34 protein-coding genes are annotated in these 22,443 nt (G+C 53.0%); 17 read left to right on the plus strand and 17 right to left on the minus strand.

The genetic code is table 11. The features are described 5' to 3' along the window. Positions 1–963: 963 nt before the first annotated feature. Complete coding sequence (locus ACOWVD_RS07015; RefSeq protein WP_421105541.1) at positions 964–1,338, minus strand: hypothetical protein; 375 nt, start codon at positions 1,336–1,338, stop codon at positions 964–966. A gap of 269 nt (positions 1,339–1,607) precedes the next feature. Between ACOWVD_RS07015 and ACOWVD_RS07020 the strand changes: the two genes are divergently transcribed. Together ACOWVD_RS07020 and ACOWVD_RS07025 are read left to right on the plus strand one after the other, a co-directional pair. After that, a complete protein-coding gene (locus tag ACOWVD_RS07020) occupies positions 1,608–2,495 on the plus strand; it encodes a DUF6731 family protein (RefSeq protein WP_421105542.1) in 888 nt (295 codons plus the stop codon). Then, entirely contained in the window at positions 2,458–2,892 is a 435-nt protein-coding gene (locus ACOWVD_RS07025) for a hypothetical protein (RefSeq protein ID WP_421105543.1), read from the plus strand. Before ACOWVD_RS07020 ends, ACOWVD_RS07025 begins: the two co-directional genes overlap by 38 nt. Positions 2,893–2,939: 47 nt before the next feature. On the opposite strand, the gene ACOWVD_RS07030 is transcribed toward ACOWVD_RS07025, so the two are convergent. From ACOWVD_RS07030 to ACOWVD_RS07080, 11 genes are all read right to left on the minus strand, one after another. Continuing rightward, positions 2,940–3,299, minus strand: a complete 360-nt coding sequence (locus ACOWVD_RS07030) for an antiterminator Q family protein (protein ID WP_421105544.1) — start codon at positions 3,297–3,299, stop codon at positions 2,940–2,942. Further along, a complete protein-coding gene (locus ACOWVD_RS07035) occupies positions 3,296–3,580 on the minus strand; it encodes a DUF1364 domain-containing protein (protein ID WP_421105545.1) in 285 nt (94 codons plus the stop codon). Before ACOWVD_RS07035 ends, ACOWVD_RS07030 begins: the two co-directional genes overlap by 4 nt. Continuing rightward, positions 3,577–4,173: a DUF1367 family protein gene (locus ACOWVD_RS07040; RefSeq protein WP_060443311.1), complete on the minus strand. Its 597-nt coding sequence runs from the start codon at positions 4,171–4,173 to the stop codon at positions 3,577–3,579. Before ACOWVD_RS07040 ends, ACOWVD_RS07035 begins: the two co-directional genes overlap by 4 nt. 59 nt (positions 4,174–4,232) lie before the next feature. Continuing rightward, positions 4,233–4,409, minus strand: coding sequence for a hypothetical protein (locus ACOWVD_RS07045; protein ID WP_015377497.1), 177 nt, complete (start codon positions 4,407–4,409; stop codon positions 4,233–4,235). A gap of 257 nt (positions 4,410–4,666) precedes the next feature. Beyond that, the gene (locus ACOWVD_RS07050; protein WP_147095335.1) at positions 4,667–4,867 is read right to left on the minus strand and encodes a DUF1482 family protein; all 201 of its coding nucleotides are present in this window, start codon (positions 4,865–4,867) and stop codon (positions 4,667–4,669) included. After that, entirely contained in the window at positions 4,867–5,247 is a 381-nt protein-coding gene (locus ACOWVD_RS07055; RefSeq protein ID WP_103773916.1) for a hypothetical protein, read from the minus strand. Before ACOWVD_RS07055 ends, ACOWVD_RS07050 begins: the two co-directional genes overlap by 1 nt. Positions 5,248–5,261: 14 nt before the next feature. Beyond that, a complete protein-coding gene (locus ACOWVD_RS07060) occupies positions 5,262–5,798 on the minus strand; it encodes a replication protein P (RefSeq protein ID WP_421105546.1) in 537 nt (178 codons plus the stop codon). Further along, complete coding sequence (locus tag ACOWVD_RS07065; protein ID WP_421105547.1) at positions 5,749–6,750, minus strand: DnaT-like ssDNA-binding domain-containing protein; 1,002 nt, start codon at positions 6,748–6,750, stop codon at positions 5,749–5,751. Before ACOWVD_RS07065 ends, ACOWVD_RS07060 begins: the two co-directional genes overlap by 50 nt. A 62-nt stretch (positions 6,751–6,812) precedes the next feature. Then, positions 6,813–7,049, minus strand: coding sequence for a hypothetical protein (locus ACOWVD_RS07070; protein ID WP_060447357.1), 237 nt, complete (start codon positions 7,047–7,049; stop codon positions 6,813–6,815). A gap of 14 nt (positions 7,050–7,063) precedes the next feature. Next, positions 7,064–7,525 (minus strand): toxin YdaT family protein, encoded by a 462-nt coding sequence (locus ACOWVD_RS07075; RefSeq protein WP_060437645.1) that lies wholly within the window; start codon positions 7,523–7,525, stop codon positions 7,064–7,066. Between the two features lie 11 nt (positions 7,526–7,536). Further along, on the minus strand, positions 7,537–7,782 hold the full coding sequence (locus ACOWVD_RS07080) for a transcriptional regulator (protein WP_084969844.1): 246 nt from the start codon (positions 7,780–7,782) through the stop codon (positions 7,537–7,539). 137 nt (positions 7,783–7,919) lie between these two features. Here ACOWVD_RS07080 and ACOWVD_RS07085 point away from each other — a divergent pair, with 137 nt between their 5' ends. From ACOWVD_RS07085 to ACOWVD_RS07150, 14 genes are all read left to right on the plus strand, one after another. After that, on the plus strand, positions 7,920–8,297 hold the full coding sequence (locus tag ACOWVD_RS07085; RefSeq protein WP_421105548.1) for a helix-turn-helix domain-containing protein: 378 nt from the start codon (positions 7,920–7,922) through the stop codon (positions 8,295–8,297). A 35-nt stretch (positions 8,298–8,332) separates the two neighbouring features. Further along, on the plus strand, positions 8,333–8,680 hold the full coding sequence (locus ACOWVD_RS07090; protein ID WP_421105549.1) for a hypothetical protein: 348 nt from the start codon (positions 8,333–8,335) through the stop codon (positions 8,678–8,680). After that, entirely contained in the window at positions 8,670–8,957 is a 288-nt protein-coding gene (locus ACOWVD_RS07095) for a hemolysin XhlA (RefSeq protein WP_421105550.1), read from the plus strand. Before ACOWVD_RS07090 ends, ACOWVD_RS07095 begins: the two co-directional genes overlap by 11 nt. A 290-nt stretch (positions 8,958–9,247) precedes the next feature. Then, a complete protein-coding gene (locus tag ACOWVD_RS07100) occupies positions 9,248–9,427 on the plus strand; it encodes a hypothetical protein (protein WP_421105551.1) in 180 nt (59 codons plus the stop codon). A 137-nt stretch (positions 9,428–9,564) separates the two neighbouring features. Beyond that, complete coding sequence (locus ACOWVD_RS07105; RefSeq protein WP_015377490.1) at positions 9,565–9,759, plus strand: hypothetical protein; 195 nt, start codon at positions 9,565–9,567, stop codon at positions 9,757–9,759. Positions 9,760–9,869: 110 nt separating this feature from the next. Next, positions 9,870–11,321 (plus strand): AAA family ATPase, encoded by a 1,452-nt coding sequence (locus ACOWVD_RS07110; RefSeq protein ID WP_072271596.1) that lies wholly within the window; start codon positions 9,870–9,872, stop codon positions 11,319–11,321. Between the two features lie 82 nt (positions 11,322–11,403). Further along, on the plus strand, positions 11,404–11,712 hold the full coding sequence (locus ACOWVD_RS07115; protein ID WP_421105552.1) for a hypothetical protein: 309 nt from the start codon (positions 11,404–11,406) through the stop codon (positions 11,710–11,712). A gap of 94 nt (positions 11,713–11,806) precedes the next feature. Further along, positions 11,807–12,232, plus strand: a complete 426-nt coding sequence (locus tag ACOWVD_RS07120) for a tellurite resistance TerB family protein (RefSeq protein WP_060443319.1) — start codon at positions 11,807–11,809, stop codon at positions 12,230–12,232. Next, the gene (locus ACOWVD_RS07125; RefSeq protein WP_154626688.1) at positions 12,232–12,393 is read left to right on the plus strand and encodes a DUF3927 family protein; all 162 of its coding nucleotides are present in this window, start codon (positions 12,232–12,234) and stop codon (positions 12,391–12,393) included. The genes ACOWVD_RS07120 and ACOWVD_RS07125 overlap by 1 nt, the downstream gene beginning before the upstream one ends. 111 nt (positions 12,394–12,504) lie before the next feature. Then, positions 12,505–12,735 (plus strand): hypothetical protein, encoded by a 231-nt coding sequence (locus ACOWVD_RS07130; RefSeq protein WP_421105553.1) that lies wholly within the window; start codon positions 12,505–12,507, stop codon positions 12,733–12,735. 162 nt (positions 12,736–12,897) lie between these two features. After that, on the plus strand, positions 12,898–15,552 hold the full coding sequence (locus ACOWVD_RS07135; RefSeq protein WP_421105554.1) for a RecE family exodeoxyribonuclease: 2,655 nt from the start codon (positions 12,898–12,900) through the stop codon (positions 15,550–15,552). Positions 15,553–15,566: 14 nt separating this feature from the next. Then, positions 15,567–16,634 carry a RecT family recombinase gene (locus tag ACOWVD_RS07140; protein ID WP_421105555.1) on the plus strand — a complete coding sequence of 356 codons (1,068 nt, stop codon included), beginning with the start codon at positions 15,567–15,569 and terminating at the stop codon, positions 16,632–16,634. A gap of 75 nt (positions 16,635–16,709) precedes the next feature. Beyond that, positions 16,710–16,985 (plus strand): excisionase, encoded by a 276-nt coding sequence (locus ACOWVD_RS07145; RefSeq protein ID WP_015377485.1) that lies wholly within the window; start codon positions 16,710–16,712, stop codon positions 16,983–16,985. Continuing rightward, positions 16,960–18,042, plus strand: coding sequence for a tyrosine-type recombinase/integrase (locus ACOWVD_RS07150; RefSeq protein ID WP_060437652.1), 1,083 nt, complete (start codon positions 16,960–16,962; stop codon positions 18,040–18,042). Before ACOWVD_RS07145 ends, ACOWVD_RS07150 begins: the two co-directional genes overlap by 26 nt. A gap of 316 nt (positions 18,043–18,358) precedes the next feature. Here the strand turns inward: ACOWVD_RS07150 and ACOWVD_RS07155 are convergent, their stop codons facing one another. From ACOWVD_RS07155 to ftnA, 4 genes are all read right to left on the minus strand, one after another. Then, the gene (locus tag ACOWVD_RS07155; RefSeq protein ID WP_004940890.1) at positions 18,359–18,700 is read right to left on the minus strand and encodes a YebY family protein; all 342 of its coding nucleotides are present in this window, start codon (positions 18,698–18,700) and stop codon (positions 18,359–18,361) included. Positions 18,701–18,769: 69 nt separating this feature from the next. Next, positions 18,770–19,651: a copper homeostasis membrane protein CopD gene (gene copD, locus ACOWVD_RS07160; protein WP_044031456.1), complete on the minus strand. Its 882-nt coding sequence runs from the start codon at positions 19,649–19,651 to the stop codon at positions 18,770–18,772. A gap of 2 nt (positions 19,652–19,653) precedes the next feature. Continuing rightward, on the minus strand, positions 19,654–20,037 hold the full coding sequence (gene yobA, locus ACOWVD_RS07165; protein ID WP_004940886.1) for a CopC domain-containing protein YobA: 384 nt from the start codon (positions 20,035–20,037) through the stop codon (positions 19,654–19,656). A gap of 324 nt (positions 20,038–20,361) precedes the next feature. After that, positions 20,362–20,880, minus strand: coding sequence for a non-heme ferritin (ftnA, locus tag ACOWVD_RS07170; protein ID WP_015377481.1), 519 nt, complete (start codon positions 20,878–20,880; stop codon positions 20,362–20,364). A 344-nt stretch (positions 20,881–21,224) separates the two neighbouring features. Here ftnA and ACOWVD_RS07175 point away from each other — a divergent pair, with 344 nt between their 5' ends. After that, a complete protein-coding gene (locus ACOWVD_RS07175) occupies positions 21,225–21,455 on the plus strand; it encodes a DNA polymerase III subunit theta (RefSeq protein WP_016928156.1) in 231 nt (76 codons plus the stop codon). A gap of 31 nt (positions 21,456–21,486) precedes the next feature. Here the strand turns inward: ACOWVD_RS07175 and pip are convergent, their stop codons facing one another. After that, entirely contained in the window at positions 21,487–22,440 is a 954-nt protein-coding gene (pip, locus tag ACOWVD_RS07180) for a prolyl aminopeptidase (protein ID WP_004928848.1), read from the minus strand. Between the last annotated feature and the right edge of the window lie 3 nt (positions 22,441–22,443).

Here is a 22,443-nt window from a genome sequence, read left to right on the forward strand (position 1 = left end):
GCAATTCACCACAACGAAAAGAGTACTATTGTTATGCCAATCGCCCGTTAAAGGACTCAAGCACTCTTTCCGTTGCGCTCCGATTAGTGCAGCATCCCATCGAGGGAGGTACTCACATAATCCGGGGGGGATTAGATAACGACTATCAAGTGAGTACCTCCGTCTGATGAGTAGCATTCATCAGAAACATGACAACATTATCATTCTATTCAATCACATACTTGTGCTTATGAACACCCGTAAGATTGACTAAAAACATACTGGAATTACGTTATCTACTCGGTATAACGCCGAATTACAGAATTTTCTTACTTTTTGGGAAATCGGCTTGCCCGCTTAAAAGCATTGTTGTAGTGTCGCCAAAAGACGACACACACAGCACCTCATCGTCTACACAAAAATCATGTAGCAATCATCCTTTCAACCCGCCGCTGTGCGGGTTTTTTTCTGAGGTTTGTCCTAAAAGGACGCATTACTTCCACGTAAAACTTGCCCCCACTTCGGAATAGTCCTAAGTTGAAATTGTCATATAGAGTTAGCAATCGCTATATCGACCTTGTAACACTTGAAACACCAAATGGCTTCTCTAGCCCGCACACGCGGGCATCTTAACCAGATTAGCCCTGCGATTAGAAGAAACACCGAACCGACAGAGTTCGCAGTAATACCAATACATTAATCGGGGATAATGATATGAAAAAAGACTTAGCAGCAGCAGTCGCCATTGGCAGCGTCATCTTGTTCGCCTTACTGGTTGGTTCACCGTCGGTCATGCTTTCGTTGATGCCATAGATGAGGCTCCGGGCGGGGTCTTTTTGTTTCGCATATCCATAGGAATCAGCCACCAGCCGTAAACGCTGCCGGTAAGAGGAGGTGCCGTGTGTCGTCCGTTGGCTGGGGCTGGAATGCAAAAAGCCCATATTTAAGGGGCTTATGTAAATAACTAGTTTTTAAAAAGCTTGGTTAATATTGTCCGATTAAAACCGTAATGCTTGGCAATGCATAGCCACCATTAGAACCTTCACTAACCGTCTGAATTGAGACGGACTGATTAGGTTCGATGTATGTGTTCCACGAGTTACAAGCTGTTGCTGGCATTGAGCCACCGTTGATGGGAAGCGCGCCTTCCGCTTTCGCTTCGGTTACCCAAGAACCATTAAATACCAACATATGCTTCGCTTTCGATTTACCGCCTGGCGCGATAGCCATCAGAAGCGGCACGCAGACATGGCGACGATATGAGACAGCTGGAATATGGAAGGTGTAACCGTTGTCCAAATAGTGAGTTTCAGCAGCTTGTATTAGTATATCTCCTTGAAAAGTAGTTGAAATCGCCATCAATTTGGCGATATCTAGACTTTACATGGAGGCTCTAACTCTGGGTAATCATTGGGGTTGTGACAGCCTTGGAACAACATTGCCAATTCCGGCGCTACTGCCGAATTGCAAAAAATCCCGCCGAGGCGAGGTTTTTGATTGGGTAAGCTACGTGACTACGTAACCACACTTAACACATTACAACAGTTTTTGCGTACGCGTTACTTTTTTTGTATGCTCTTGTCTATCCATTTGAGCACACTAAAAGAATAATTATCAGGTTAATTATTATGGCCGAAAAGAATTATAAGGTTGAGTTTTTCCAGTTATCGTTAACACCAAATAGAGAAATCGATAGTTTCGAAACACTCTTTGACCTCTTAGAAAATGATGATGATACTCAAACCGCCTTGAATCAAGGTGGATATACGAGGGAGATCTGGGGATTAAGAAATAAAAGAAATCCTCGTGCAATTTATGGTCAATTCAGGAAGTTCAGAACTACAGACATACCAGAGATAGGGAAAGTTGGTGGGCAATCTCAAGAGATAGAGTTAGATGATAACGAAGGATTGATAGAAAGAAACTTTTTTGCCTACTATGTCGAAAATGATATCGTTGCTTGGCACAAAAACAGCCACTCTAGTAGTATTAATCAGTTCGCAGGATTTCTTAGCGCTATTGCCGACTGCAAAATATCGGCCGACCCAATATTACAAGCTGATGCAATCGGGCGGTTGATGAGTGGGGATGTGACATTGAAAAAAATTGAGTTCACACTCCCTAGGCCAACCAATCCAGACTTATACCCTGCAGATAACTACGGTCGCGGCATGATCGACCTTATGAATGGGGTTGATGCTGACAGTTTAAAGGTAACAATGGGTGTAGACCTGCGTCGCGCTGATACCGAAGGGAAAATGAGCAATCGCTTAAAAGATACACTTCGAGCCTTGGTTCAGTCTGGAGCGACAACTGCAAGGGCTTATGTTTTTGATGAAGGTATTGAACATCCTATAGATCTTATAGCTGATCGCGTATTCTCCATACAACAAATTGAAACTAATGCTCATTTCCCGCCGGCCATAACCATGTATAATCTGCTCGATACGGCGAAGGCTGAATGCCAGGAGGGAATAGATGACTACTTTGGTGAGATGGGGCGCGCTCTCGATTAGGTCAATTGTAAGTGCCATTGCTGTGTACTTTTTTTGGAGATTTGATGCTCAAATAAAACCAGAAACTGCGATAAGTGCATCAGGAGTAATTGTGGGGTTGGCTGGCACACTTCTAGGTTTCCTGATTACCTCTATTTCACTTTTGACTGCACTTATAGATAAAAAGCTAATCGCCAATATGATTAAAACAGGCCATTATGGCAGATTAATATCCGACACTGTGTTAACCTGTTTGTTTTTAATAATTGTAATTGTTATAAGTATCGTAACCTTACTATCTCATGGGAAGTTGGTATTTTGCTTCTTCTCAAGTGCATTGTTTTTCACATGTTTGAGTTTTCTGTACTTGATAGAGGCCGGGCGACGTTTTTCAGTAATACTTATCGGATTGCGATAACCCTTACCATTCCATGCGGCTTGGTAAGGGTTGATTAATTCAGCTAATCAATACAATATGTCCCACTCCAACATAGCTAGGCACCCTCCGATAAACCCTTCAGCTGTCTGCATTTCCTTCCTGATAGTTCCATCTGAGCACTTACGCTTCCTGGCAATCTTGCGTAAAGATATTCCATAAACATGGTGCGCAATCACCACGTCGTGCTCTTCAGGCTTATACCTCTTCAGCCTAGCCACACATCCATCGATTACCAACCCATCATCATCGCAGCAGGACAGCTTACCATTGGACGGATGAGGTAATAGCCCCTTGAAGCCTGCGGCGATTGGCGAATAGTCAATGCCACTACTTTCTCGCGCCCACACTCCCCAACGAGAAAGAATTTCGTACATATCCAATTTCATAGTTTTCCTTCCTTTCTCAAAACTTCCTGCGTACGAAGAACACCTTCGGCGTGCATCAGTCGGGCGTCGTTCGCATCGACAATTCGCGTGCGCCGGTCTATTTCGTCGTGGCATGCACTGCACGCCCACGCGGCCTGCGTGTCATCTGGCTTTATTGCCGTGCCGCAGGTGCCGGCCAGCCGGTAATGTGCGGCGACGGTTGTTTCTGGGTTTCGGTTACAGATGCCGGGGATCCTGATTTGGCAATCACGGCCGCGGGCCTCGTCTGTCAGTTTGCTCATGCTGCATAATCCATAAGCTGAGCCGCGGCGTTCTCTGCCTCGGCGATGGTTGGGAAGGATTTGTTTAAGATGAAGGTCCACAACACGTTAAGCGCTGCCTGGTACAGGTCGTTAAATTCGAGGTCGTCCATTTTTGCGAATGAGATCGATCGCGGCTCGCGCAGAGTCGAACCGTCGGGGAGTTCAAAAAGATCATAATGCCCCGCTTCGACGGTTACCCATCGGCGGAAAGCGTGGAAGGATTTTGCAATCGTCAGCCGTTCGGCGCGCTTCTCGGCCACCAGCTGCAGGTATTCGTCCGCCAGCGCATAGAACACGCCAGCATCGTCAACATGGCGCGCCAGGCGATTGATATACCCGCGGAGAAATTGGCGCTCAAACGTTGATACTGCGCCGCCAGTCGGGGTCCAGTATTCAAAACCGAGATTTAGGAGTGAGAAAAATTTGCGGTGCAGTCCGGGATTTCGGGCGCGCTTAAACTCGCCAGTGACAACCGCCCCCAGCTTGAGTTTGTTCGTGACGAAATCGACCGTGTCGGGCGTTGCCGGCACGAGGATCCCGCCTTGGGATTTGTAAAACGAATACTGCGCCATTTTCGTCTCCGTGGTGGCGCAGCAGGTGATCAGCTGTTCAGGCTGATGATAGGATTATATCACTTTCTCCGGACGTCGTAGCCCATACGTCGGAGCAGCACAATCATGAGCTCAGTATCGGCGACGATCTGGCTCTCCTTCAGCGGTAAAACCGCAGTTATCGCCCCGTGGGTCATGTAAACCAGCGCCCGACCATTCTCGGGCAAAATATGAGCAACATCTTGTTTTACATCCATTATATTTTTCTCCGACATTCTCGGATTCACTTCGTTTTTTAATTATTACACCAAAATACTGTATATATAAACAGTAATTTGTGCAGTATGCAGCAAAACAAAAACCCGCCGGAGCGGGTTTGAGAATTAGTCGTAATTGCGGCGATCCGGGTGATCGCCATCATCGTCAGCGAAGCAAACACCGACAATGGCCCAGAAGCACAAGCCAACTACGCCGGCGCCAATGGCGAACAGAAACGCAAAGAATAGCCACCAGATCACCGCTCCGCCCCCCTATCGTTGTCACGCAGACGAGCAGCGGAAATTATCCCATCAACTGGCAAACACTCATACTGCCCGGGCAGGGACTGCTCCCGAATATCTTCGAGGCAGTTGGAACGATCGGGATATACCCACCCCTGCGGAACGTAATCGCACGGCTGGTAGGTGTAGCAAACGAGCAGGAATAAACCGAACATCAGCAAGCCCTCCCACGTACGCCAGCCAGCGCCTGATCAAACATTTTGTGCATGTGGCAAAACCTCAGCTCTACTGGGTTGAAGTGCCACAGCGTTTTGTCCGGTCTGGTTTTCTTCCCTGCTGGCCGGAAATTAACTTCACCCAGTTCGTAGAAACGCTCATTCACGCCTATCAGGTGATAGCGCGCCTTGTTTCCCTGCCCGGTTCGGATCATGTTCACGTTTGGCGACCGGAGCATCGATTTCAGCCGAATGCAGATCTGCGATCGTGTCATGCTATTCCCTGGGTGTTTTTCATGCGTTAGGGCGCTGATCTCTGCAGTGGAGAGATTTTTGCCCTGGATAAGTTCGACAAACTGCCGTGTTGTAATTCTGGTCATTGGTCATGCCTCGGTTATTTCACGTTGTTGTTACCCATGCTGGCGCGGATCCGTGCCAGCATTTCCATGCCCTTTCGCTGATAGCGACCGTCCGTGTCAGCGACTTGTGCATCGCCCGGCGGCCGGTTCTCCAGCGCTTTCGTTTTTCTCACTGGTGGGATGGAGAAGCCCATTTCCACCTGCTTTGCCCACTTCACCAGCAGCCGGCCGGCCAGTGCAGCGAGTTCGTTGTGTCCCAGTTTGCGCTCTACGCCGGCGCGGCGGAGCTCCGGGCAAATCTGGAACAGCACCGGGTGGCGCCAGTCGAAACTATCTGCGCCGTCGAAACGCCAAGATTCGTTGCGCCAGCGGCGGTATTCAGTCATGACGTCGTCCGCCGACAGGCCGAACGGGTTGGCCGTGCACTCGCCGACGATCGCAGTAAATTCCGCAAGGTCAGGCGGCCAATGGTTACCGGCGCTGCAGCGCTCCATGCACCGGCGCGCGGCGTAGGCCAATTGGTCATCTGAGAATTTCGAAATCGTCTGGCCCCAGATCGTGGATGGTGCCACCCCGTTCTTGGTCACCCAGCGGTTGGCGTAGATCCCCGCCATCGTCTCCCAGAGGAGCCAAGCCCTGTCGCTCCCGTTCTGCGTTTCGTGCGGCCCTGACCTGCTGCTGAGCGGTTGCGGCTGCTGCGGTGTATCTGGTCGCATTTGAACCTCCTGCATGCTGCTTTCGTTTGGCCGCCGCCTGGCGCTCGTAGAGCACACTATCGGCGAATTTCTGCTCCCACTGCGTCTGGTTAAATACCCTGCCCTCGGCTTTCCAGTACGCCTGGAAGCTCGCCAGCTCCTGCGGGGTATATCCCGGCGCCGGGCCGTCGATAATTCGGCCCCACAACGCCGCCAGTCGCTGGAAATCAACCGTCGGAGCCCAGCTGGTGCTCATCGGAAATTTTCCGCATGGGTTCTCGTCGTCTTGGTCTTCCCAGGGTGTCGGCCCTGTTCCCTGTCCATCTGGTGAAATTTCGCCCGCTCCCGATAGAGAGAGGGGTTTATCTTTTAGATCTTCTTCTTCCTCTACTTCTGGTAACGCTTTTTGATACGCATCTGTAACGCTCGCAGCGTTACTAATTGCGTTACCTTTTGCGTTACTCCCGCGTTTCACTTTCCTGGAATTTGCAACGCGATTGTTTGTAAGTGCTCGTTTTTTCGATGAATTCCCGTTATGCCTTTCAAAGTTCGGAAAAACCAACGTCTCCCCATCGAGCGCCAGCCAGCCAACGCTGATCAGCGCATCTGCAAAACCGGAAACGAAAGTGATCCGATCAACTGCATTTTTTGTAACGCTCGCAGCGTTACACTTTGCGTTACCGTCAATGGTCTGTTGATCGGCCCACGCCCATAATCTGACCAACTTGCCTAACACGGCGTCCGGGTCCAGATTCAGGATTTCCGACAGCTGGAACACCTCCGGTTTATCCGGGGTTATCACTTCAACCTTGATCCAACTTGCCGCCATATGTGCCTCAACTTTCTGTAATCTGTAACGCCGACAGCGTTACGGTTTGCGTTTCTAAAAGGTCAGTTTCGCGCCGTCGCGCGTGTTCCCTGCGGCGCTGGCTTCCCTTTCAAACGCTGGCAGTGCTTTGCAAAACTTCGCGCCCAGACCAACAGGTCGGGCAGTTTCATGTTCGGATTGTGGCGCTGGTGCTGTACGGCAGCCGCCGCCGACGTCGTGGCGACCGCCTCGTCGAACCGTGCCTCACGCAGCTGCGCGGTGATCTGCTTCTGCAGGAAATCGTCGTGATTAATGGTCATTGGTCATGCCTCGGTTAATGCAGTGCGCTGTAAGCTCGCCGCAGCTCGTAGAAGCTGCGCTCTGCCTCGTCGCACTCTCTTTCAAAATCTGCCGGTGATGCGTGCAGCAGCGCGGCGGCGATCGCCTCCTGGTGTTCCTTCAGCGCGCGGATTGCCAGGTATTCGATGCTGTTCCCCGCCACCAACCGGGCGCGCAGCACTGCCGGCAGCGCAGCAAGGATCGCCGGCTGCAGCTCCTGGATTTTCTGGCGGGCGCCAGCACTATCGCTGTCGAGCCAGCGAAAGATCTGCTGTTTGTTGTTGTGCCATGCAGCATCATCAACGCTGCCGTCGGCGCGTTCGATCTGCGCCAGCTGCGGCGCCTGCATTTCCAACTTGAAGTAAGCGCGGGTGATTTCCGCCGCGACCGTGCGCTGAGTGGCCTCCGTGGCCCATCCGCGCAGAGCGTCGCGGATCTGCTCGTGTTTGATTTCCATAAATCATGTCCTTAGGCTGCAGGCTTGGTATCCTGCTGTTCTGGCGGTAAACCGTCCGTTGGGTTGGGATATTTATCTGGTCGCAATTCGTGCGGCGTAACTCGCCACTCAAGAGCAACACACGCTGGGATAACCTCCTCTGCCGGAACTCGATGCTTAAACCAGCCACTAATAGTTTGTGGCTTTTTGCCAAGCCGCCGGCCTAGCTCTGATTGGTTCATGATCTCCAGCAACTTCAGCTGTAACTGCTTTTCCATAACGTTTCCTCAGTTAATAAACACGAAAAGAATTACAGATTAAAACTTAAATTACAAGGTATATTTGCAATGAGGGTTACAGAAAATTTCTGTAGAATCATTGTCTACAGTTATTGAGGTGCCCCATGATTTTTGTTATGCGTCTTCAACAGGTTCTTGATGAACTTGGGTTAAATCAGTCTGAGCTAGGCCGCAGATTGGGTGTAAAGCCTCAGTCAGTACAGGGCTGGCTAAAAGGCGTAATGCCACGCATGGATAAGCTCGAAGCACTGTCTGAGATAACTGGACGTCCGGTTTACTGGTTTTTCCTCTCCCCAGAAGATGAAGAAGGCCTTGGAAGTCCGGCAAAGGAAAAGCAACTGTCTGATAAACAGAAAGAATTGATAGATTTATTTGACCAACTTCCAACTCAAGAGCAGGACAATATGATCGCGGCTTTTTCTGCACGCCTGAAAGAACTTGATTCATTTGTTCAACAATATCTGCAGCGGAGAAAAAACCTGCACTCTGAGTAAATCGATGTTCAAATATCAGCAAAGAGAAGCCAGCTATGTCTTCAGATACTACTGAGGTAATGTTTAAAAAGATCACCCCGCAAATTCTCGCTAACTATTTAAAAGAAAAGAGAGTTTCTGACGTTTGCCCGGCCTGCGGAAGTACTGACAGAACAACACCATTGATGCATGTTGAATATCGAGGCTCAACGATTTTAACGTCCAAGGCCCATGATTATGTCGCTATTTATCAATCCCCTAGCCTAGTTGACAAAAGAATGCCGGGCATTTCCAGCTTTGCTGTTGTGTGTGGAAACTGTGGGCATACATCATTCTTTAACGCCTGGAAACTGTTGAACTGGTTCAGAGAGAATTACCCTGCGGAGAGCAACGATGAAAACTAATGATGAAAATGTTGTTCAGTTTGCTAGACTGCCAAAGTCAGACGGCACAGGTGGAGGCGGGGATATGCTTGAACAAAGGGTAAAGCAACTTGAGATTTCTCTTGCTGAAATCAAAACAGACATTGCGGTTATGAAGTCCAATTATGCGACCAAAGAAGATATTGCTTCCGTTCGCATCGAAGTTCACCAATCCATTTCGACCCAGACCAAATGGCTTGCCGCAACGATGATCGGTATCGCCGGTATCTCAATGGCTGTTGCCAAACTGATTTTCTAACCTCTCCCCCCCTTCCAAACCGGCTATAAGCCGGTTTTTTTACGCCTATCGATCCTCACATTGCCTCATGGGTTTAAATTTTTATTGTAATTTTGATTGACCAATTACGATTTAATTTGTAATCTCTATTCCATCAAGCAGCAGCGAACAGGCAGGAAGCCCACGAAGTAGCCGCCCGGGGCGCACGAAGACCGGGATGATTCGCTAACGCAGCAGGTGAAAAACGTTCTGACAGCTGGAAAGACAGCACCGAGGCATGACCAACAGACCACACAGCAGAGGGCAATACGATGGGCGAAACAACACGTTTACAGGATGTTCGTAAAAGACTTGAAGAAGCGGCCAAAAACTTGGTTCATGCAAAACATCACGCTGAGTGCATCGAAACCCTTGATGATGCACAAGATCGGTATGAAGAGGCACTGACGGCAATTACTGCAGAAGACATGCTTCTTCTGATTGGAAAGTAAACCTGTTGCGCCCTAAGGGGCGCACCGAGGCAATCATGAGCAACAGAGGTTTCTGGTTTTTGATTGTTGTCGGCGCCTGCCTCGTTTTTTGGGCCAGCGTCATCACTACCGCAGCACTGATTTAGGGAGGCGTGACCATGACCAAGATCGTCCCAAACAGCGGTAAGGCCGTCAGCCTCCGCAACTCGCGCACCGGCGCGCCGTGGGTAGCATCGTTCGATTACATCCGCGGCCGCTACCGGTTCGAACCGGTCGGCAATCTACGGGCCATCAAGCGCCCTTTTGAATCCCTGCGGATCCCGCCGGAATTCGAGCCAGCCGGCACGCACTAAAGCACCACCTGAAACAGCAGTAAAAAATGCCCGAATTAATGGGCAGGACCAAACACGGCATGACCAAAGTCAGAACGGGGTGTTCTGACATAACCACAGAGGAACAAATGATGTCTAAGTCACTGAATGAAGTAGAAAAGCAGGTTCACGTTGCCGAAGTTGTTCACCACGGCGAAAAACTGACTATTCCTGTCGGTATGGGCGTTCAGGATGCGATCGATTTGCTGGAGCGCCGCCGTGATTACCTGAGCGAGAAAGTGATCATCCGCCGCGAATTTAACGTGTTCCCGTGGGACGGCGCAAACGCATTGGCACAGGCATTAACCAACCGTTTCGGCTGGGCAGCGGCCGAGTCAACTCCGGGCTTTTTTGGTAGCCAACCGCCAGCGATGATCAACATTGAAGTCGGGCCGAACCAAACCAAAGAAATTCCGTGGGGACGTTTCAGCCTGCCTGGCATCGATGGTTTCGTTCAGACTGATTCCGATCGCAAAGACGGCCGCATCTGCTTTGTGACAGCTGCAAAAATTCAGCGTAAGGACGAAAGCGTCATCAAAGAGCTGTTTGACGATATCGCCAACATCCTGAAACGTGGCTCCATCTATGCCGGTAAAGCCATCAAAATTCGCTTCCGCGATGACGACGGCGACCTGATCGAAATGCCAGAACCGAAGTTCTTGGACACGTCGTCCATTAGCCGCGACATGCTGGTTTATTCCCGTGAAGTGACCGAAGCGATCGAAACCAACCTCTTCACGCCGATCGAGCGCATTACCGACTGCATCGCGAACGACATTCCGGTAAAACGCGGCGTGCTGCTGGGTGGGCCATACGGCACCGGTAAAACGATGGCTGCGACCGTAGCTTCGCGTTTGGCAACCGACAACGGCGTCACCTATCTGTACGTGCCGCGCTCTGATGAGCTGGCTGACGCGATTGAGTTCGCCAAGCAGTATCAGGAAACGGCCTGTGTGATTTTCTGCGAAGACATTGACCGTGCTGTCAGCGGCGAGCGTTCCGTCGCTATGGATGACATTTTGAACATCCTCGACGGCATCGACACAAAGGCCAACAACATCATAACCGTGTTGACCACGAACCACCTGGAGAACATCAACCCTGCGATGCTCCGCCCGGGCCGACTGGACGCCATCATTAACGTGACACCGCCGGACGCCGAGGCCGTTGAGCGCCTGATCCGCCTGTATGGCAAAGACACCATTTCGGCCGATGCAGATCTCCGCCCTGCTGCCGACCTGCTGGCCGGCACCATCCCTGCAGTGATCGCCGAAGTAGTGAAGCGCGCGAAGCTGGTGCAGCTCCAGCTGCAGCAGCCGGGAACCAAAGTCGAGAACGTGTCCGGTACTGCCGTTCTGCGTGCAGCCGAAACCATGCAGAGCCAGATTAAGCTGCTGGCGGAGCAATCCAAACCGAAGGCCAAAGAGCCAACCTTCAATGAGGTGATGGGTCATGCCCTGTCTCATGCATTGAACGGCACCAAGGAGCAGTTGGGCACAATGAGCAAGCGCGTCGAAGAACTGCACGACCGCGTTGTGAATTAATCAGCCACACCAGGGAACGGCCATATTCTGGCGCCGGAAACGTAACCGGCAACCCATTTAATTAACCTTATGAGGCATGACCATGAAATCATATTCAGTAAGCATCCATGTAAAAAGAATTCATGATGATATTTTTTCCATGACGACTGGCGGGGAAAATATGGGGTATTTGGTTATCAATGAGAAAAATGAAGACACACCAGTTTCTGTAGTTAAGCCTAATGGCGAAACTCTTGGTGAGTTTTGCTGTCAAGAGCACGCTACTAATGCTGCGTTAAAGTCTCATTTAAATCTCGGTGATAATTGCATCATGATCGATAACGATAATCCAATGGGGATGTTAGCAAAATTATTCCTTGCTTCAATTTTTAGTAACGCAACCAGACATTAATTGCTGTGTGTAGTCTTCCCCGCCATCGCTGGCGGGGCTTTTTGAAGTGTATTAACAAATGCATTTCACAAAGCCAATCAACTGGAGAAATAACATGTTTGGAATGTTCAAAAAGAAAGCCCGCAAAGCAGTTGTTGAAGTAAAAAAAATGGAAAACCGCGACGCAGTCGAGGCCACTGTCTGGGGAGCGTATTCCATCGCATATGCCGACGGCACCTGCGACGCTAAAGAGATCGCCGTACTGGAAAAAACCATCAGTGCACTCCCGGCCTTTGCGCCGTTTGCCGGTGAGATTGCCCAGATGAGCAGCAACATTCGCGCACGCTATGAGGCCTCGCCACGCAGCGCTAACGCGCAAGCTATGCGTGAACTGGCCGATGTTGCCGGCACGGCGGATGCCGTTGATGTGCTGTGCTTGTGCCTGGATATTGCTGATCAAGACGGGATCGGTGAAGAAGAAGAAGCGGCGCTGAAAAAGATCGCTCAAGCCCTGCAGTTGCCACTGGATCAATATGTCTGATGGACAAGCTGCGGTGGCTTGCAGTTATCGTCCTGTTATTTTTGGTTGTTGCCGTCGATTTTACCAGTCGAATTATGTCGATGTTGGCTGACGGTGTTTTAGTAATCGGCATTGTCGTCTTGATTTGGCCGATTATCTCCCAGAAGAAAACAGGTAATTAAATCAGGCCGGGAAACCGGCCGTATTGAAATGCGCCCGGCGTTTCCTCCACCGGGTGGCGGGCGTCAACTCGCAGGGCGTATTTCAATATCACCAAAGAGAGGGTTTATATAATGCAAACTTTCAACACTGAATTAGCAATTGAGGCTCAGAGCAAATATTGCAATGACAACCGCCTTCCGAATTTCTCGCCAATTGATGGGATTTGTTACCGTTGCAACAAAGATGTTTATGTTCCTGTTGAGAATAAACACGGCGACTTTGTTTCAGGAATTTCCGTAGAAAAGGCAGCGAGCACCCACATTATTGATTGTCCGCACTGCCGAATGAGTTATTGCGATTAAAAGTAAAAAGGCCCGCACAAGGCGGGCCAGTCTACCGGCTTAACGTCCCGGTGACGGGCTGCCAGGGGACCAACCCTAACAGCCGAGGCATGACCAATGACCACATCGAGGATGCAGCACCGATCGGCCTGCATTCTACCTAAAACTCAGGAGAATTGCACAATGCAAAACGTCTACGCCTATCACTTAAAGGCAAAGCAAAAGTCAGGGAAACCCTCGCTTTTCATCTGGTTTGAAGCAAAGAACGATGCGCGGGCAAAACGTGACCTCGAAAACCACATCGAGGACGCCGAGCTGGATCAATCCGCTTACTTCAAGCCGGTGCGCACCAATTACCCCGTTGTTGACGATCTGCCGCCAGAAGCGGCGTTCTGTGATACCTGGTGCCTGCGCTACAAGCTGGACGATAACCTGTCGTGGCAGGTCATCCCTGCGACTGAGCGCGAACAAGTGCAGGAGCAGCACAAACCTGCAAGTGATGCTGGTGCGGCAGAAACCAGCAGCAGCCAAAAGCCACAGGTAGACCAGACGACCAATGACGGCGGGGAGCTAGCCCACGGCCAAGAGCCGCGCGCTTACTTCGCAAAAATGAGCGCTGACACACGGGCTGTCGCCGTCATCCTGCACGGCTTCGAGGTGATCGACACTGTGCTGACAAAACCCCAGATGACCAATGTAATCAACACCGCATTGAGCGGCGAATCCGCTTATATTGCCGATATGCTGCAGGCTCTTCGCCTGCCTGCCGTTTCCTGCATGGATCCTGAGCGTTTCGCGGCTTTCGTTGCCGGGGTCGCGCGTCGCTATGAAGAAACCGATCCTGAATCGACTTTCATCAACATTCGCAAGTACGTTGAGCAGTTGCTGAAACCGGCCCCGGAGCCGGAAGCAGAAACGACGAAAACCGTACATAAGCGCGGCTATACCCAAACGCATGACGCCCTTGACCGTGAGATCGCCTGCGCGCTGTGGGTCGGTGATGTCGACTGCCAAAATATCGCCGGTGAGATCGATCGCTGGGCGCAGAAAAAAATAAAAAACGATGACGAAGACTTTAAGCGTTGGTCAATGGCGCTGCGCGCTGCCCCGAACATCCTAAAATACAGCCGTGAGACAATTTTCGGCGTGATCCGCAATGTTCCATCGTCTGATATGTACCACTTCCCTGCCACACTCCGCGGCTGGATTGAGAAATATTTGTCTGAGCATGGCGTCTATGAATTTGGTGCGGCGCCGGATGCCGTGCAGTTGGCTGCAGAGCCAGAGCCAGAGCCAGAGCCAGAGCCAGAGCCAGAGCCAGAGCCAGAGCCAGAGCCAGAGCCAGAGCCAGAGCTTGTCAGTTTAGGCGGTGGCCGCTTCGATGTCTCCAGTCTTTTCGAAGCCTCCCCGCTGGCTACAGTGCAGGTTGATAGCGAGCCGAGCAAAGATGCCGAGCAGCTACCAGAGCAGACATACAATGACGCCTCAAACGACGGTGAAAAAGCGAAAGTAGCGCAGCCGCAAGAAAGTGAGCCTGCAGCAGATTGCGCGCAGGCGTATTTCGAGCCAGGCCGTTACGCTGATATTTCAAACACAGCCTATCACGCTGCGAACGGCATCAGCAGCACACAGGTGAAGGACGCGCGAATCAGCCTGATGTATTACCACGGGCGCCACGTCATCAAAACGATCGGCCGGGAACGCAGCGACGCGCTGACGTTCGGCTCGCTGGTGCACACGCTGGCGCTTGAGCCAGAGAATCTGGAGCGAGATTTCAACGTAGAGCCGATTATCCCGGACGGCGCCTTCACGAATACCGCTTCAATGCGCGCATTTATTGAACAGCACAACGATACGCTGCCGAAAATGGCGGATACGGACACTCTGCGCACCGTCATTGATGAACACAACGCGAAGCTGCCAACACCTTACGCGCTGGGCGGTAATGCGGACGAAATAGGCCGAATTTACTCCCTGCTGCCGCCGGAATTCCAGACCATTCCTGACGGCCAGAAATTCACCGCTACAGCCATGAAAGCCTGCATCAAAGAGTACAACAGCACGCTGCCTGAACCGCTTAAGGTCAGCGGTGGCCGCGAAGCGCTACTCGAGCAGTTGGCAATCATCGATCCTGAGTTTGCGGCTCGTGAAGTTGCGATCCCGGCTCCGCTGTCGGTCAGCGGGAACAAAGAAGACATGGCGGCGCGCATCAAAACGATTCTGCCAACAGCCATCTTTGCCGACGAACTGCTCGATGCCTGGAAAAACTCTGATGACGGCCGTCAGCAGGTAACCCAGCAGCAAATGCAACACGCCAAAGCCATTCAGCGTGCGCTGTTTACCCATCCTTCAGCGGGTCCGCTACTGCAGCATGAGCAGCGTGCGGTTGAAGCAAGTTATTTCGGCTTTGATGAGGAAACCGGCCTAGAGGTCCGCGTCCGCCCTGACCTTGAGATCGATCTTAACAGCGTGCGCGTAGGTGTGGATTTGAAATCAGTCAGCATGGGCCGCGTAAAGCAAGACGCGCTGCGCGCCAAGCTGCACCGGGAAATTATCGATCGGGACTACCACCTCAGCGCCGCCATGTATAGCGACATCGCCGCCTTTGACCAGTTCTTCTGGATTTTCGTCAACAAAGACGAGGGCTATCACTGGGTAGCTATCGTCGAGGCTTCTCCTGACCTGCTTGAGCTTGGCCGGCTTGAGTACAAAAAGGCGCTGCGAGACATCAAAAACGCATTCGACACCGACACCTGGCCGGCACCGATCACCGAAGAGATCGTCGACGACTTAAACGACTATGACCAGCGCCGCATGGAAGCGCTGCGCGTTGCGTAAGGGGCAAAAACATTATGAGCAATATCAGCATTCCTGAAGAAAAAACGGCGTCGGTCACTGACTCAAACATCGCGCTGTTCAACCCGCAATACCTGACCGCTATCAACCAATTTGCGCAGGTCATGGCGAGCGGTACAGCGACGATCCCCGCCCATCTGCGAGGGAACCCGGCCGACTGCATGGCGATCGCCATGCAGGCCGCCCAGTGGCAAATGAACCCCTTCGCGGTGGCTCAGAAAACTTTCATCGTGAGCGGCGTTCTCGGGTACGAGGCGCAACTGGTTAATGCGGTGATTTCCACCCGCGGGCCGCTGGTCGACCGCATCAACTATGACTGGTTCGGTCCGTGGGAAAAGGTGATCGGCAAATTTGATATTCGCAAAGGGGATAAAGGGGAGTATCGCATTCCTGGCTGGCGCCTGGCTGATGAAGAAGGGATCGGGATCCGCGTCTGGGCAACGCTGAGGGGGGAGGATAAACCACGGGAGTTAGTGCTCATGCTGGCGCAGGCCCGCACCCGCAACTCTACGCTTTGGGCTGATGATCCGCGCCAACAACTGGCCTATCTGGCAGTGAAGCGCTGGGCGCGCCTGTACTGCCCGGAAGTGATTCTCGGTGTCTACACGATCGACGAGTTGGAAAAGACGGAAGAACGCGAAATTAACCCGCAGCGCGGCGCCTCGCGCGTCAGTGTGAGCCAGCTTGCGGACGGACCTGTCGCCGCACCTGTACAGCAGAGCGCCCCGCCTGTCGATACGGATGATATTGCCGGCGGCATTCGGACAGCTATCGATCAGGCAGAAACAACAGACCAAGCCTCAAATATCCGCGCACAGGTTGAAGAGTTACGTCAAAAGCTGGGGATCGCCGCTTACACCGAGCTGAAAAACAAAGTGATTAAGCGCCACCGGCAGATCACCGCATGCGGCAGCATCAGCAGCCAGCTGAAAGACTGCCGGAGTGTCGATGAGTTCGCCGCGGTAGAGGCGCTGGTGCGACGGTCAGAGCGAGATCTAAGCGCTGATGACATGGAGCGTTTCCAGCTAGCGCTTGACGATATGCGCCCAGAGTTTCAGGGCTGATTTTGGAAAATCAACGCACAACGCCGGCCACGACTAATATTGTGGCCGGTTGTGCTGAGTAGTGAGGCATGACCAATGGCTAAATGGATGACTCTCGAAGAATGGCGAGATGATAACTACACCGATAAAAAACCAAGCATCCAGACGCTCTGGCGCTGGGCGCGCAACGGAAACTTTTACCCGCCGGCGGAGAAGCACGGCAAGCAGTACCGGCTGACACCAGGGACTATTTACATCAACCCCAAGGACTTCAACCTGGGGAGAAAAATAAAGGAAGCGCAGAGCCCTAATCCCGCGAGGCTCGCGTTCATGGAGAAAGTGATCAATGGCACGGCGAAGGGAGGGTTATGACATGCGCTTACCGAAAAACCTGACATTCCGCCGAAACCGGAACGCATTCTACTGGCGCAATCCAGTCACCAAAAAGGAGATCTCTCTCGGCCAGATTTCGCGACGCGAGGCCATCGCCCAGGCGATTGAAGCCAACCACTATATCGAACAAAATTACTCTCCCGTTCTGCTCCTGGAGAAAATTAAGGGCAGCCACGAATACACGCTAAACGCCTGGCTCGATCGGTACGATGTCCTATTCAAGCGCCGAGAACTGGCCGAGAACACATACAAAGTGCGCACCGGCCAAATTGCCATTATCCGGGAACGCCTGGGCGACATGGTGCTGACAAAAATCACGACACGCCACATCGCCGAATTTCTCGAGTTTTGGATCGCCCAGAACAAAAAGACAATGGCCGCAACCATGCGATCGGTGCTGTCTGATATTTTCCGCGAGGCGATCGTGGAAGGTCACATCGAAAACAACCCTGTGACCCCTACCCGTGCGGCGAAAGCTGTCGTGATGCGCGAACGTCTGGAGCTGAAGCAATACGGGCCGATTCGAGATGCAGCGGAGACAATGCCGCCGTGGTTCTGCCTGGCGATGGATCTCGCACTGGTCTCCGGCCAACGCCGCGAGGATCTGACACAAATGCGCTTTAGCCATATCGTTGACGGGCGCCTGCAGGTTGAACAAGGCAAGACGGGGGCTTTACTCTCCCTCCCACTTGATCTTGAACTGAAATGCATGGGCCTGCGGCTTGGCACCGTTATCGACCGATGCCGATTGGTCAGTACGACAGACTTCATGATCAGCGCCGGCATCAGGAAAAATAGCCCAGATGGTTCGATCCATCCCGACGGGCTAACGAAAAAATTTGTCGCCGCGCGGAAAGCATCAGGTTTGGAATTTCAGGAAAGCCCGCCGACGTTCCACGAGATCCGAAGCCTGTCCGGGCGCCTGTACGAAAAGCAGAACGACAAGGCATTTGCTCAAAAGCTGCTGGGGCATACAACGGAAATGATGACGCTGAAATATCTTAAAACGAGGGGGAAAGAGTACGTGATGCTGTAAAAGACCGAATATCAAAATTCGGACATATTTCGGACATTTTCGGACAAACTAAAATAAATCCTTTAAAATCAACAACTCAAAAAAAGACCGAATACGATTCCTATATTCGGTCTAGGGAAATGGCTCTTGGGAGAGAGCCGTGCGCTAAAAGTTGGCATTTAATGCAGGGCTTGTTCAGCCGTGCACTTTAAGAGTAGCCTACCGCGCCAGTTTTGCCAGCCGCCCGGCGGCCGCGTGATAGTTTCGTGACGAAATAACTATGCGGCAAATGCGCATCAATCTGCGCACGCTGGGCAAGGCGTTGGCAAACAAGCGGTTAGTCAGCGCACAGCTTCTCGGCGCGCTCGATAAACGGCGCCATGCTCATTTTTTTCCCCGGTTCGGCAGGGTCGTCCAGCAGGATCACCTCCAGCGGTTGCGCGCGCTGATGGCCCTTCTTCACCTGCTGCTCCGCCGCGTCGTTGAGCGGATATTGCATCAGAGTGCTGTTATTCAGCACAAACAGCGCGCCGCCGCTGCGGCACTGCAGCGTCACTTCCTCCTTGGTGAACGCCCACTGTTTGCCGTACTCCAGTTTGGTGATGTTAACCAGTTTGTCTGCCGCCAGCGCGCCGGTCGCGGTTGCCAGCAGCGTAATGCCAAGTAATACCGATTTCATGTGATGGCCTTAAGGTTGCTATTCGCGTCGATTTTCCCGCAGCTTGCCGGCCTGCGGCAAGCTGAAATGTCATACCGGCGCATAGGTTGCAAATAAACTGACCAGCAGCAGCACCGCCATCCCCAACCCGACTTCGAGCCAGCAGGCCAGCACCACGCCGCGCTGCGCCAGCGCCGGTACGCGGCTCATCGCCGGCACGATGGCGTAGCGATTGGCCAGCGCCACCATCACCATCAGCGCCACCAGCGCGGTTTTGATCAGCAACAGGCGCTGATAAGGCGAGCCGAGGTTGAGCGGCCAACCGCCGAGTATGATCAGGCTGTTGACGATGCCGGTGACGATCACCGCCGCCACCGCCAGGTGCCCCCAGCGCGAGAAACGGATCAGCGTGGTGATGGCATCGCTGCGCCACTGCGGCGGCTGCAGGTAACGCAGGCAAACCAGCAACGGCGCCAGGCTGCCGAACCAGTAGCCGGCGGCCAGCAGGTGCGCCGCATGGTTGGCGCGGTGCAGCGCGCCCAACGCGCCTTCATGCATCGCCGCATGGCCGATAAACGCCAGACTCATCAGCAGCAGCGCTGAGCACAGCGCCAACGCCTGCGCGCGCGGCCGTTCCGGCAGCAGCAGGCCCAGGATCGCCAGCAGCGACAGGCCCAGATGCCAGCGCCACACTTCGCCGAAGGTGGTGCCGAGCACCGCCCGCCAGACCTCCAGCCGCCAGGCGTCTTCCCAACCGTCGCCCATCTGCCCGGCCTGAATGGCCAGCAGCGCCACGGCGGAAAGCCCGGCAATCCAGGTGCCGGCAAGCAGTAGCGGACGCACATCGCGGGAGAGGATCGGGGAGAGGCGCTGCGGTGACAATAAGGCGGTGAACAGACTGATGCCGAACATCAGCATCACCGCCGCAAAGTGCACCAAGCGACACAGAACGAACAGGGTCGCCAGAGTCACGATCAGTTTACGGTGAAGCTGTACTGGCCTTTGGTTTTATGCCCGTCGACCGACACCACATGCCAGCTGACGTTGTATTTGCCCGCGCTCAGCTCGCCTTCAATCGGTACGTTGACCTGGGTGTTGTTGTTCGGATCGAGCTGCAGCTTGCCGGTTTTCACCACGGCGTTGTCCGGGCCGGTGATTTTCACGCCGCTGAAGTTTGGTTCGATGCCTTCGGAGAAGCTGAGGGTCAGCGCCTTCGGCGCCGGGCTGACGCTGGCGTCGGCCTTCGGCGTTTCCACTTTCAGGTGGGCGTGCGCCAGCGCTTGCTGCGAAGACAGGCCAACGAACAGGACGAAAACGGTGGAAAGCAGGCGACAGGAGGAACGAATTTTACCGATCACAGTGGTATCCCTTAACAATATAAAGAGGGTCATAAGGGTTAAGGCCACAGCCAAGGCGATGTATCAGCGGCCCCAACCCACCGCAATGATTGCGCCACGGGTAAACAGAAAAACGGGTTGTATCGGCTAACCCGCTGTTTTGACTCTACCATCCCTGTAGCGTATCGCGGTAAATCATAACGACCACGCCGCGGCAAGTCGAGCGCATCACTGGCATTTTGCGATCCGGCAGCACGTATCGCCGCATAACCGCGATAAACGCAGGGTAAAAAAAACCGCGCATCAGGCTCGCCCGCGCGCGGTTTTTCGATGCTCTGGTGCAGATCAGGCCTGGTCGTTGCCGCCCTGGCCCATCGCGCCCATTTTCTTCAGATCTTTGTCGATGAAGAACAGGCCCTTGCCGCTGGTGCCCACCAGCGCCAGCTTGTCCAGCACGGATTTGAACAGTTTCTCTTCTTCATGCTGCTCCGCCACGTACCACTGCAGGAAGTTGAAGGTGGAGTAATCGTGTGCGGTCATGGCGGCGTGCGCCAGTTCGTTGATCTGACGAGTGATCAGCTGTTCGTGTTCGTAGGTCTGCTGGAACACGTCCGCCAGCGACTCAAACGCCACCGGCGGCGCGGCGATGGTGCCCAGCAGCGGCAGAGAGCCGGTGTCGCTCAGATAGTCGAACAAACGTTGCATATGCTGCATCTCTTCCTGAGAATGCTCTTTAAGAAATGCGGCGGCGCCTTCAAAGCCTTTATCGCTGCACCATGCGCTCATCTGCAGATACAGGTTGGCGGAGTAGAACTCCAGATTCAGTTGCTCATTCAGCTTTTGAGTCATTTCTTGCGTCAGCATAATGATTCCTTTTATTTTGCAGGTCATGAATTTAATTTCCGCGCATTATGCCCTGCTGCCGTAAAAATAAAAACACATTATTCACACCAAGCAGACATTAATTATAAAAACCATAAATATCAATAAATTAAAATATCAAACCCACATTGAGAATTCACATGATAATTATTTTCATCTTTTATTTTAATCAAAAAGCGAATCATTCTTATTTAAAAGAATAAATAGATTGCATTACTCTCGGATAAATATCGCTCCCGGCAACGGCGTAATGGGCTTGCCAAGCGCCGCCGGGTGGATTACCTTCTGCGCAGATTCAATGCGGCAAAGTAAGTAAGGAGCATAGCGTGGGTTACAATCTGGCCGAGCTGTCCAAAGAGGAAATGGACAGGGTGAATGTGGATCTCGCCGCCTCAGGCGTGGCGTACAAAGAGCGCTACAACATGCCGGTGATCCCGGAAGTGGTGGAGCGCGAGCAACCGGAAGCGCTGCGCGACTATTTTCGCGAGCGCGTGGCGCACTACCGCGCGGAATCCCACAAGTTTTCGCGCCTGCCGTACGAGCCGAAGGCTAAATAGAAAAACCCGCCGTTACGGCGGGTTTTTTGCGTCACTTGCCGGCAAACCGGTCGGTGGCGATCATCAGCTGGTGCAAAATGCCCGGCTCATCATACGAATGCCCCGCCCCTTCCACGATATGCAGCTCCGCCTCCGGCCAGGCCTTGGCCAGGTCCCAGGCATTCTGCACCTGGCAGGCCATGTCATAGCGGCCGTGGACGATCACCGCCGGAATATGGCGGATCAGCGGCACGTTGCGCAGCAGTTGGTCGTCGCTCTCCAGGAAGCCCAGATGGGTGAAGTAGTGGTTTTCAATGCGGGCGAACGCCAGCGCAAAATCATCCTCGCCGAACGAAGCGGATTCGCGGCTCGGCAGCAGCGTGACCGTCTCCCCTTCCCACACGCTCCAAAGTTTGGCCGCTTCAAGCTGCACCTGCGGATCGGCCGAGGTCAGCCGCTGCCGGTAGGCGGCGATCACGTCTTTACGCTCGTCATCCGAGAGGATGGACAGCACGCGCTCCCATTTTTCCGGGAAGAAGCGCGAAGCGCCGTCCTGATAATACCAATGCAGCTCCTGCTTGCGCAGGGTGAAGATGCCGCGCAGCACCATTTCACTGACGCGCTCCGGGTGAGTCTGCGCATAGGCAAGCGCCAGCGTGGAGCCCCAGGAACCGCCGAACACCAACCATTGTTCGACGCCGGCCATTTCCCGCAGCCGTTCGATATCGGCCACCAAATGCCAGGTGGTGTTGTTGTCCAGGCTGGCATGCGGACGGGAGCGGCCACAGCCGCGCTGATCGAACAGCAGCACCTTGTAGCGTTCGGGATCAAACAGCTGACGATGATGCGGGGAGATGCCGCCGCCCGGCCCGCCGTGAATGAAAACCGCCGGCTTACCGTTCGGGTTACCGCTCAGCTCCCAGTAGATCCGGTGGCCATCCCCAGTGTCCAGCCAACCGCTGTCGTATGCCGCTAACGGCGGGTACAAACCTCGTAATTGTTCCATGGC

Source organism: Serratia sp. SA088 (genome assembly GCF_049065515.1).
Lineage (GTDB): Bacteria > Pseudomonadota > Gammaproteobacteria > Enterobacterales > Enterobacteriaceae > Serratia > Serratia nematodiphila.

Excerpts from the sequence above, each read along its gene's own strand:
- ACOWVD_RS07040 (WP_060443311.1), bottom strand. The coding sequence starts at position 4,173 with ATGGCGCAGTATTCGTTTTACAAATCCCAAGGCGGGATCCTCGTGCCG.
- ACOWVD_RS07075 (WP_060437645.1), bottom strand. The coding sequence starts at position 7,525 with ATGGAAATCAAACACGAGCAGATCCGCGACGCTCTGCGCGGATGGGCC.
- ACOWVD_RS07080 (WP_084969844.1), bottom strand. The coding sequence starts at position 7,782 with ATGGAAAAGCAGTTACAGCTGAAGTTGCTGGAGATCATGAACCAATCA.
- ACOWVD_RS07130 (WP_421105553.1), top strand. The coding sequence starts at position 12,505 with ATGCAAACTTTCAACACTGAATTAGCAATTGAGGCTCAGAGCAAATAT.
- ACOWVD_RS07115 (WP_421105552.1), top strand. The coding sequence starts at position 11,404 with ATGAAATCATATTCAGTAAGCATCCATGTAAAAAGAATTCATGATGAT.
- ACOWVD_RS07025 (WP_421105543.1), top strand. The coding sequence starts at position 2,458 with ATGACTACTTTGGTGAGATGGGGCGCGCTCTCGATTAGGTCAATTGTA.
- ACOWVD_RS07125 (WP_154626688.1), top strand. The coding sequence starts at position 12,232 with ATGGACAAGCTGCGGTGGCTTGCAGTTATCGTCCTGTTATTTTTGGTT.
- ACOWVD_RS07110 (WP_072271596.1), top strand. The coding sequence starts at position 9,870 with ATGTCTAAGTCACTGAATGAAGTAGAAAAGCAGGTTCACGTTGCCGAA.
- ACOWVD_RS07150 (WP_060437652.1), top strand. The coding sequence starts at position 16,960 with ATGGCACGGCGAAGGGAGGGTTATGACATGCGCTTACCGAAAAACCTG.
- ACOWVD_RS07145 (WP_015377485.1), top strand. The coding sequence starts at position 16,710 with ATGGCTAAATGGATGACTCTCGAAGAATGGCGAGATGATAACTACACC.
- ACOWVD_RS07100 (WP_421105551.1), top strand. The coding sequence starts at position 9,248 with ATGGGCGAAACAACACGTTTACAGGATGTTCGTAAAAGACTTGAAGAA.
- ACOWVD_RS07140 (WP_421105555.1), top strand. The coding sequence starts at position 15,567 with ATGAGCAATATCAGCATTCCTGAAGAAAAAACGGCGTCGGTCACTGAC.
- ACOWVD_RS07095 (WP_421105550.1), top strand. The coding sequence starts at position 8,670 with ATGAAAACTAATGATGAAAATGTTGTTCAGTTTGCTAGACTGCCAAAG.
- ACOWVD_RS07135 (WP_421105554.1), top strand. The coding sequence starts at position 12,898 with ATGCAAAACGTCTACGCCTATCACTTAAAGGCAAAGCAAAAGTCAGGG.
- ACOWVD_RS07105 (WP_015377490.1), top strand. The coding sequence starts at position 9,565 with ATGACCAAGATCGTCCCAAACAGCGGTAAGGCCGTCAGCCTCCGCAAC.
- ACOWVD_RS07085 (WP_421105548.1), top strand. The coding sequence starts at position 7,920 with ATGCGTCTTCAACAGGTTCTTGATGAACTTGGGTTAAATCAGTCTGAG.
- ftnA (WP_015377481.1), bottom strand. The coding sequence starts at position 20,880 with ATGCTGACGCAAGAAATGACTCAAAAGCTGAATGAGCAACTGAATCTG.
- ACOWVD_RS07055 (WP_103773916.1), bottom strand. The coding sequence starts at position 5,247 with ATGACCAGAATTACAACACGGCAGTTTGTCGAACTTATCCAGGGCAAA.
- ACOWVD_RS07035 (WP_421105545.1), bottom strand. The coding sequence starts at position 3,580 with ATGAGCAAACTGACAGACGAGGCCCGCGGCCGTGATTGCCAAATCAGG.
- ACOWVD_RS07045 (WP_015377497.1), bottom strand. The coding sequence starts at position 4,409 with ATGGATGTAAAACAAGATGTTGCTCATATTTTGCCCGAGAATGGTCGG.
- ACOWVD_RS07070 (WP_060447357.1), bottom strand. The coding sequence starts at position 7,049 with ATGACCATTAATCACGACGATTTCCTGCAGAAGCAGATCACCGCGCAG.
- ACOWVD_RS07015 (WP_421105541.1), bottom strand. The coding sequence starts at position 1,338 with ATGGCGATTTCAACTACTTTTCAAGGAGATATACTAATACAAGCTGCT.
- ACOWVD_RS07155 (WP_004940890.1), bottom strand. The coding sequence starts at position 18,700 with ATGAAATCGGTATTACTTGGCATTACGCTGCTGGCAACCGCGACCGGC.
- ACOWVD_RS07030 (WP_421105544.1), bottom strand. The coding sequence starts at position 3,299 with ATGAAATTGGATATGTACGAAATTCTTTCTCGTTGGGGAGTGTGGGCG.
- pip (WP_004928848.1), bottom strand. The coding sequence starts at position 22,440 with ATGGAACAATTACGAGGTTTGTACCCGCCGTTAGCGGCATACGACAGC.
- ACOWVD_RS07065 (WP_421105547.1), bottom strand. The coding sequence starts at position 6,750 with ATGGCGGCAAGTTGGATCAAGGTTGAAGTGATAACCCCGGATAAACCG.
- ACOWVD_RS07090 (WP_421105549.1), top strand. The coding sequence starts at position 8,333 with ATGTCTTCAGATACTACTGAGGTAATGTTTAAAAAGATCACCCCGCAA.
- ACOWVD_RS07120 (WP_060443319.1), top strand. The coding sequence starts at position 11,807 with ATGTTTGGAATGTTCAAAAAGAAAGCCCGCAAAGCAGTTGTTGAAGTA.
- ACOWVD_RS07020 (WP_421105542.1), top strand. The coding sequence starts at position 1,608 with ATGGCCGAAAAGAATTATAAGGTTGAGTTTTTCCAGTTATCGTTAACA.
- ACOWVD_RS07050 (WP_147095335.1), bottom strand. The coding sequence starts at position 4,867 with ATGTTCGGTTTATTCCTGCTCGTTTGCTACACCTACCAGCCGTGCGAT.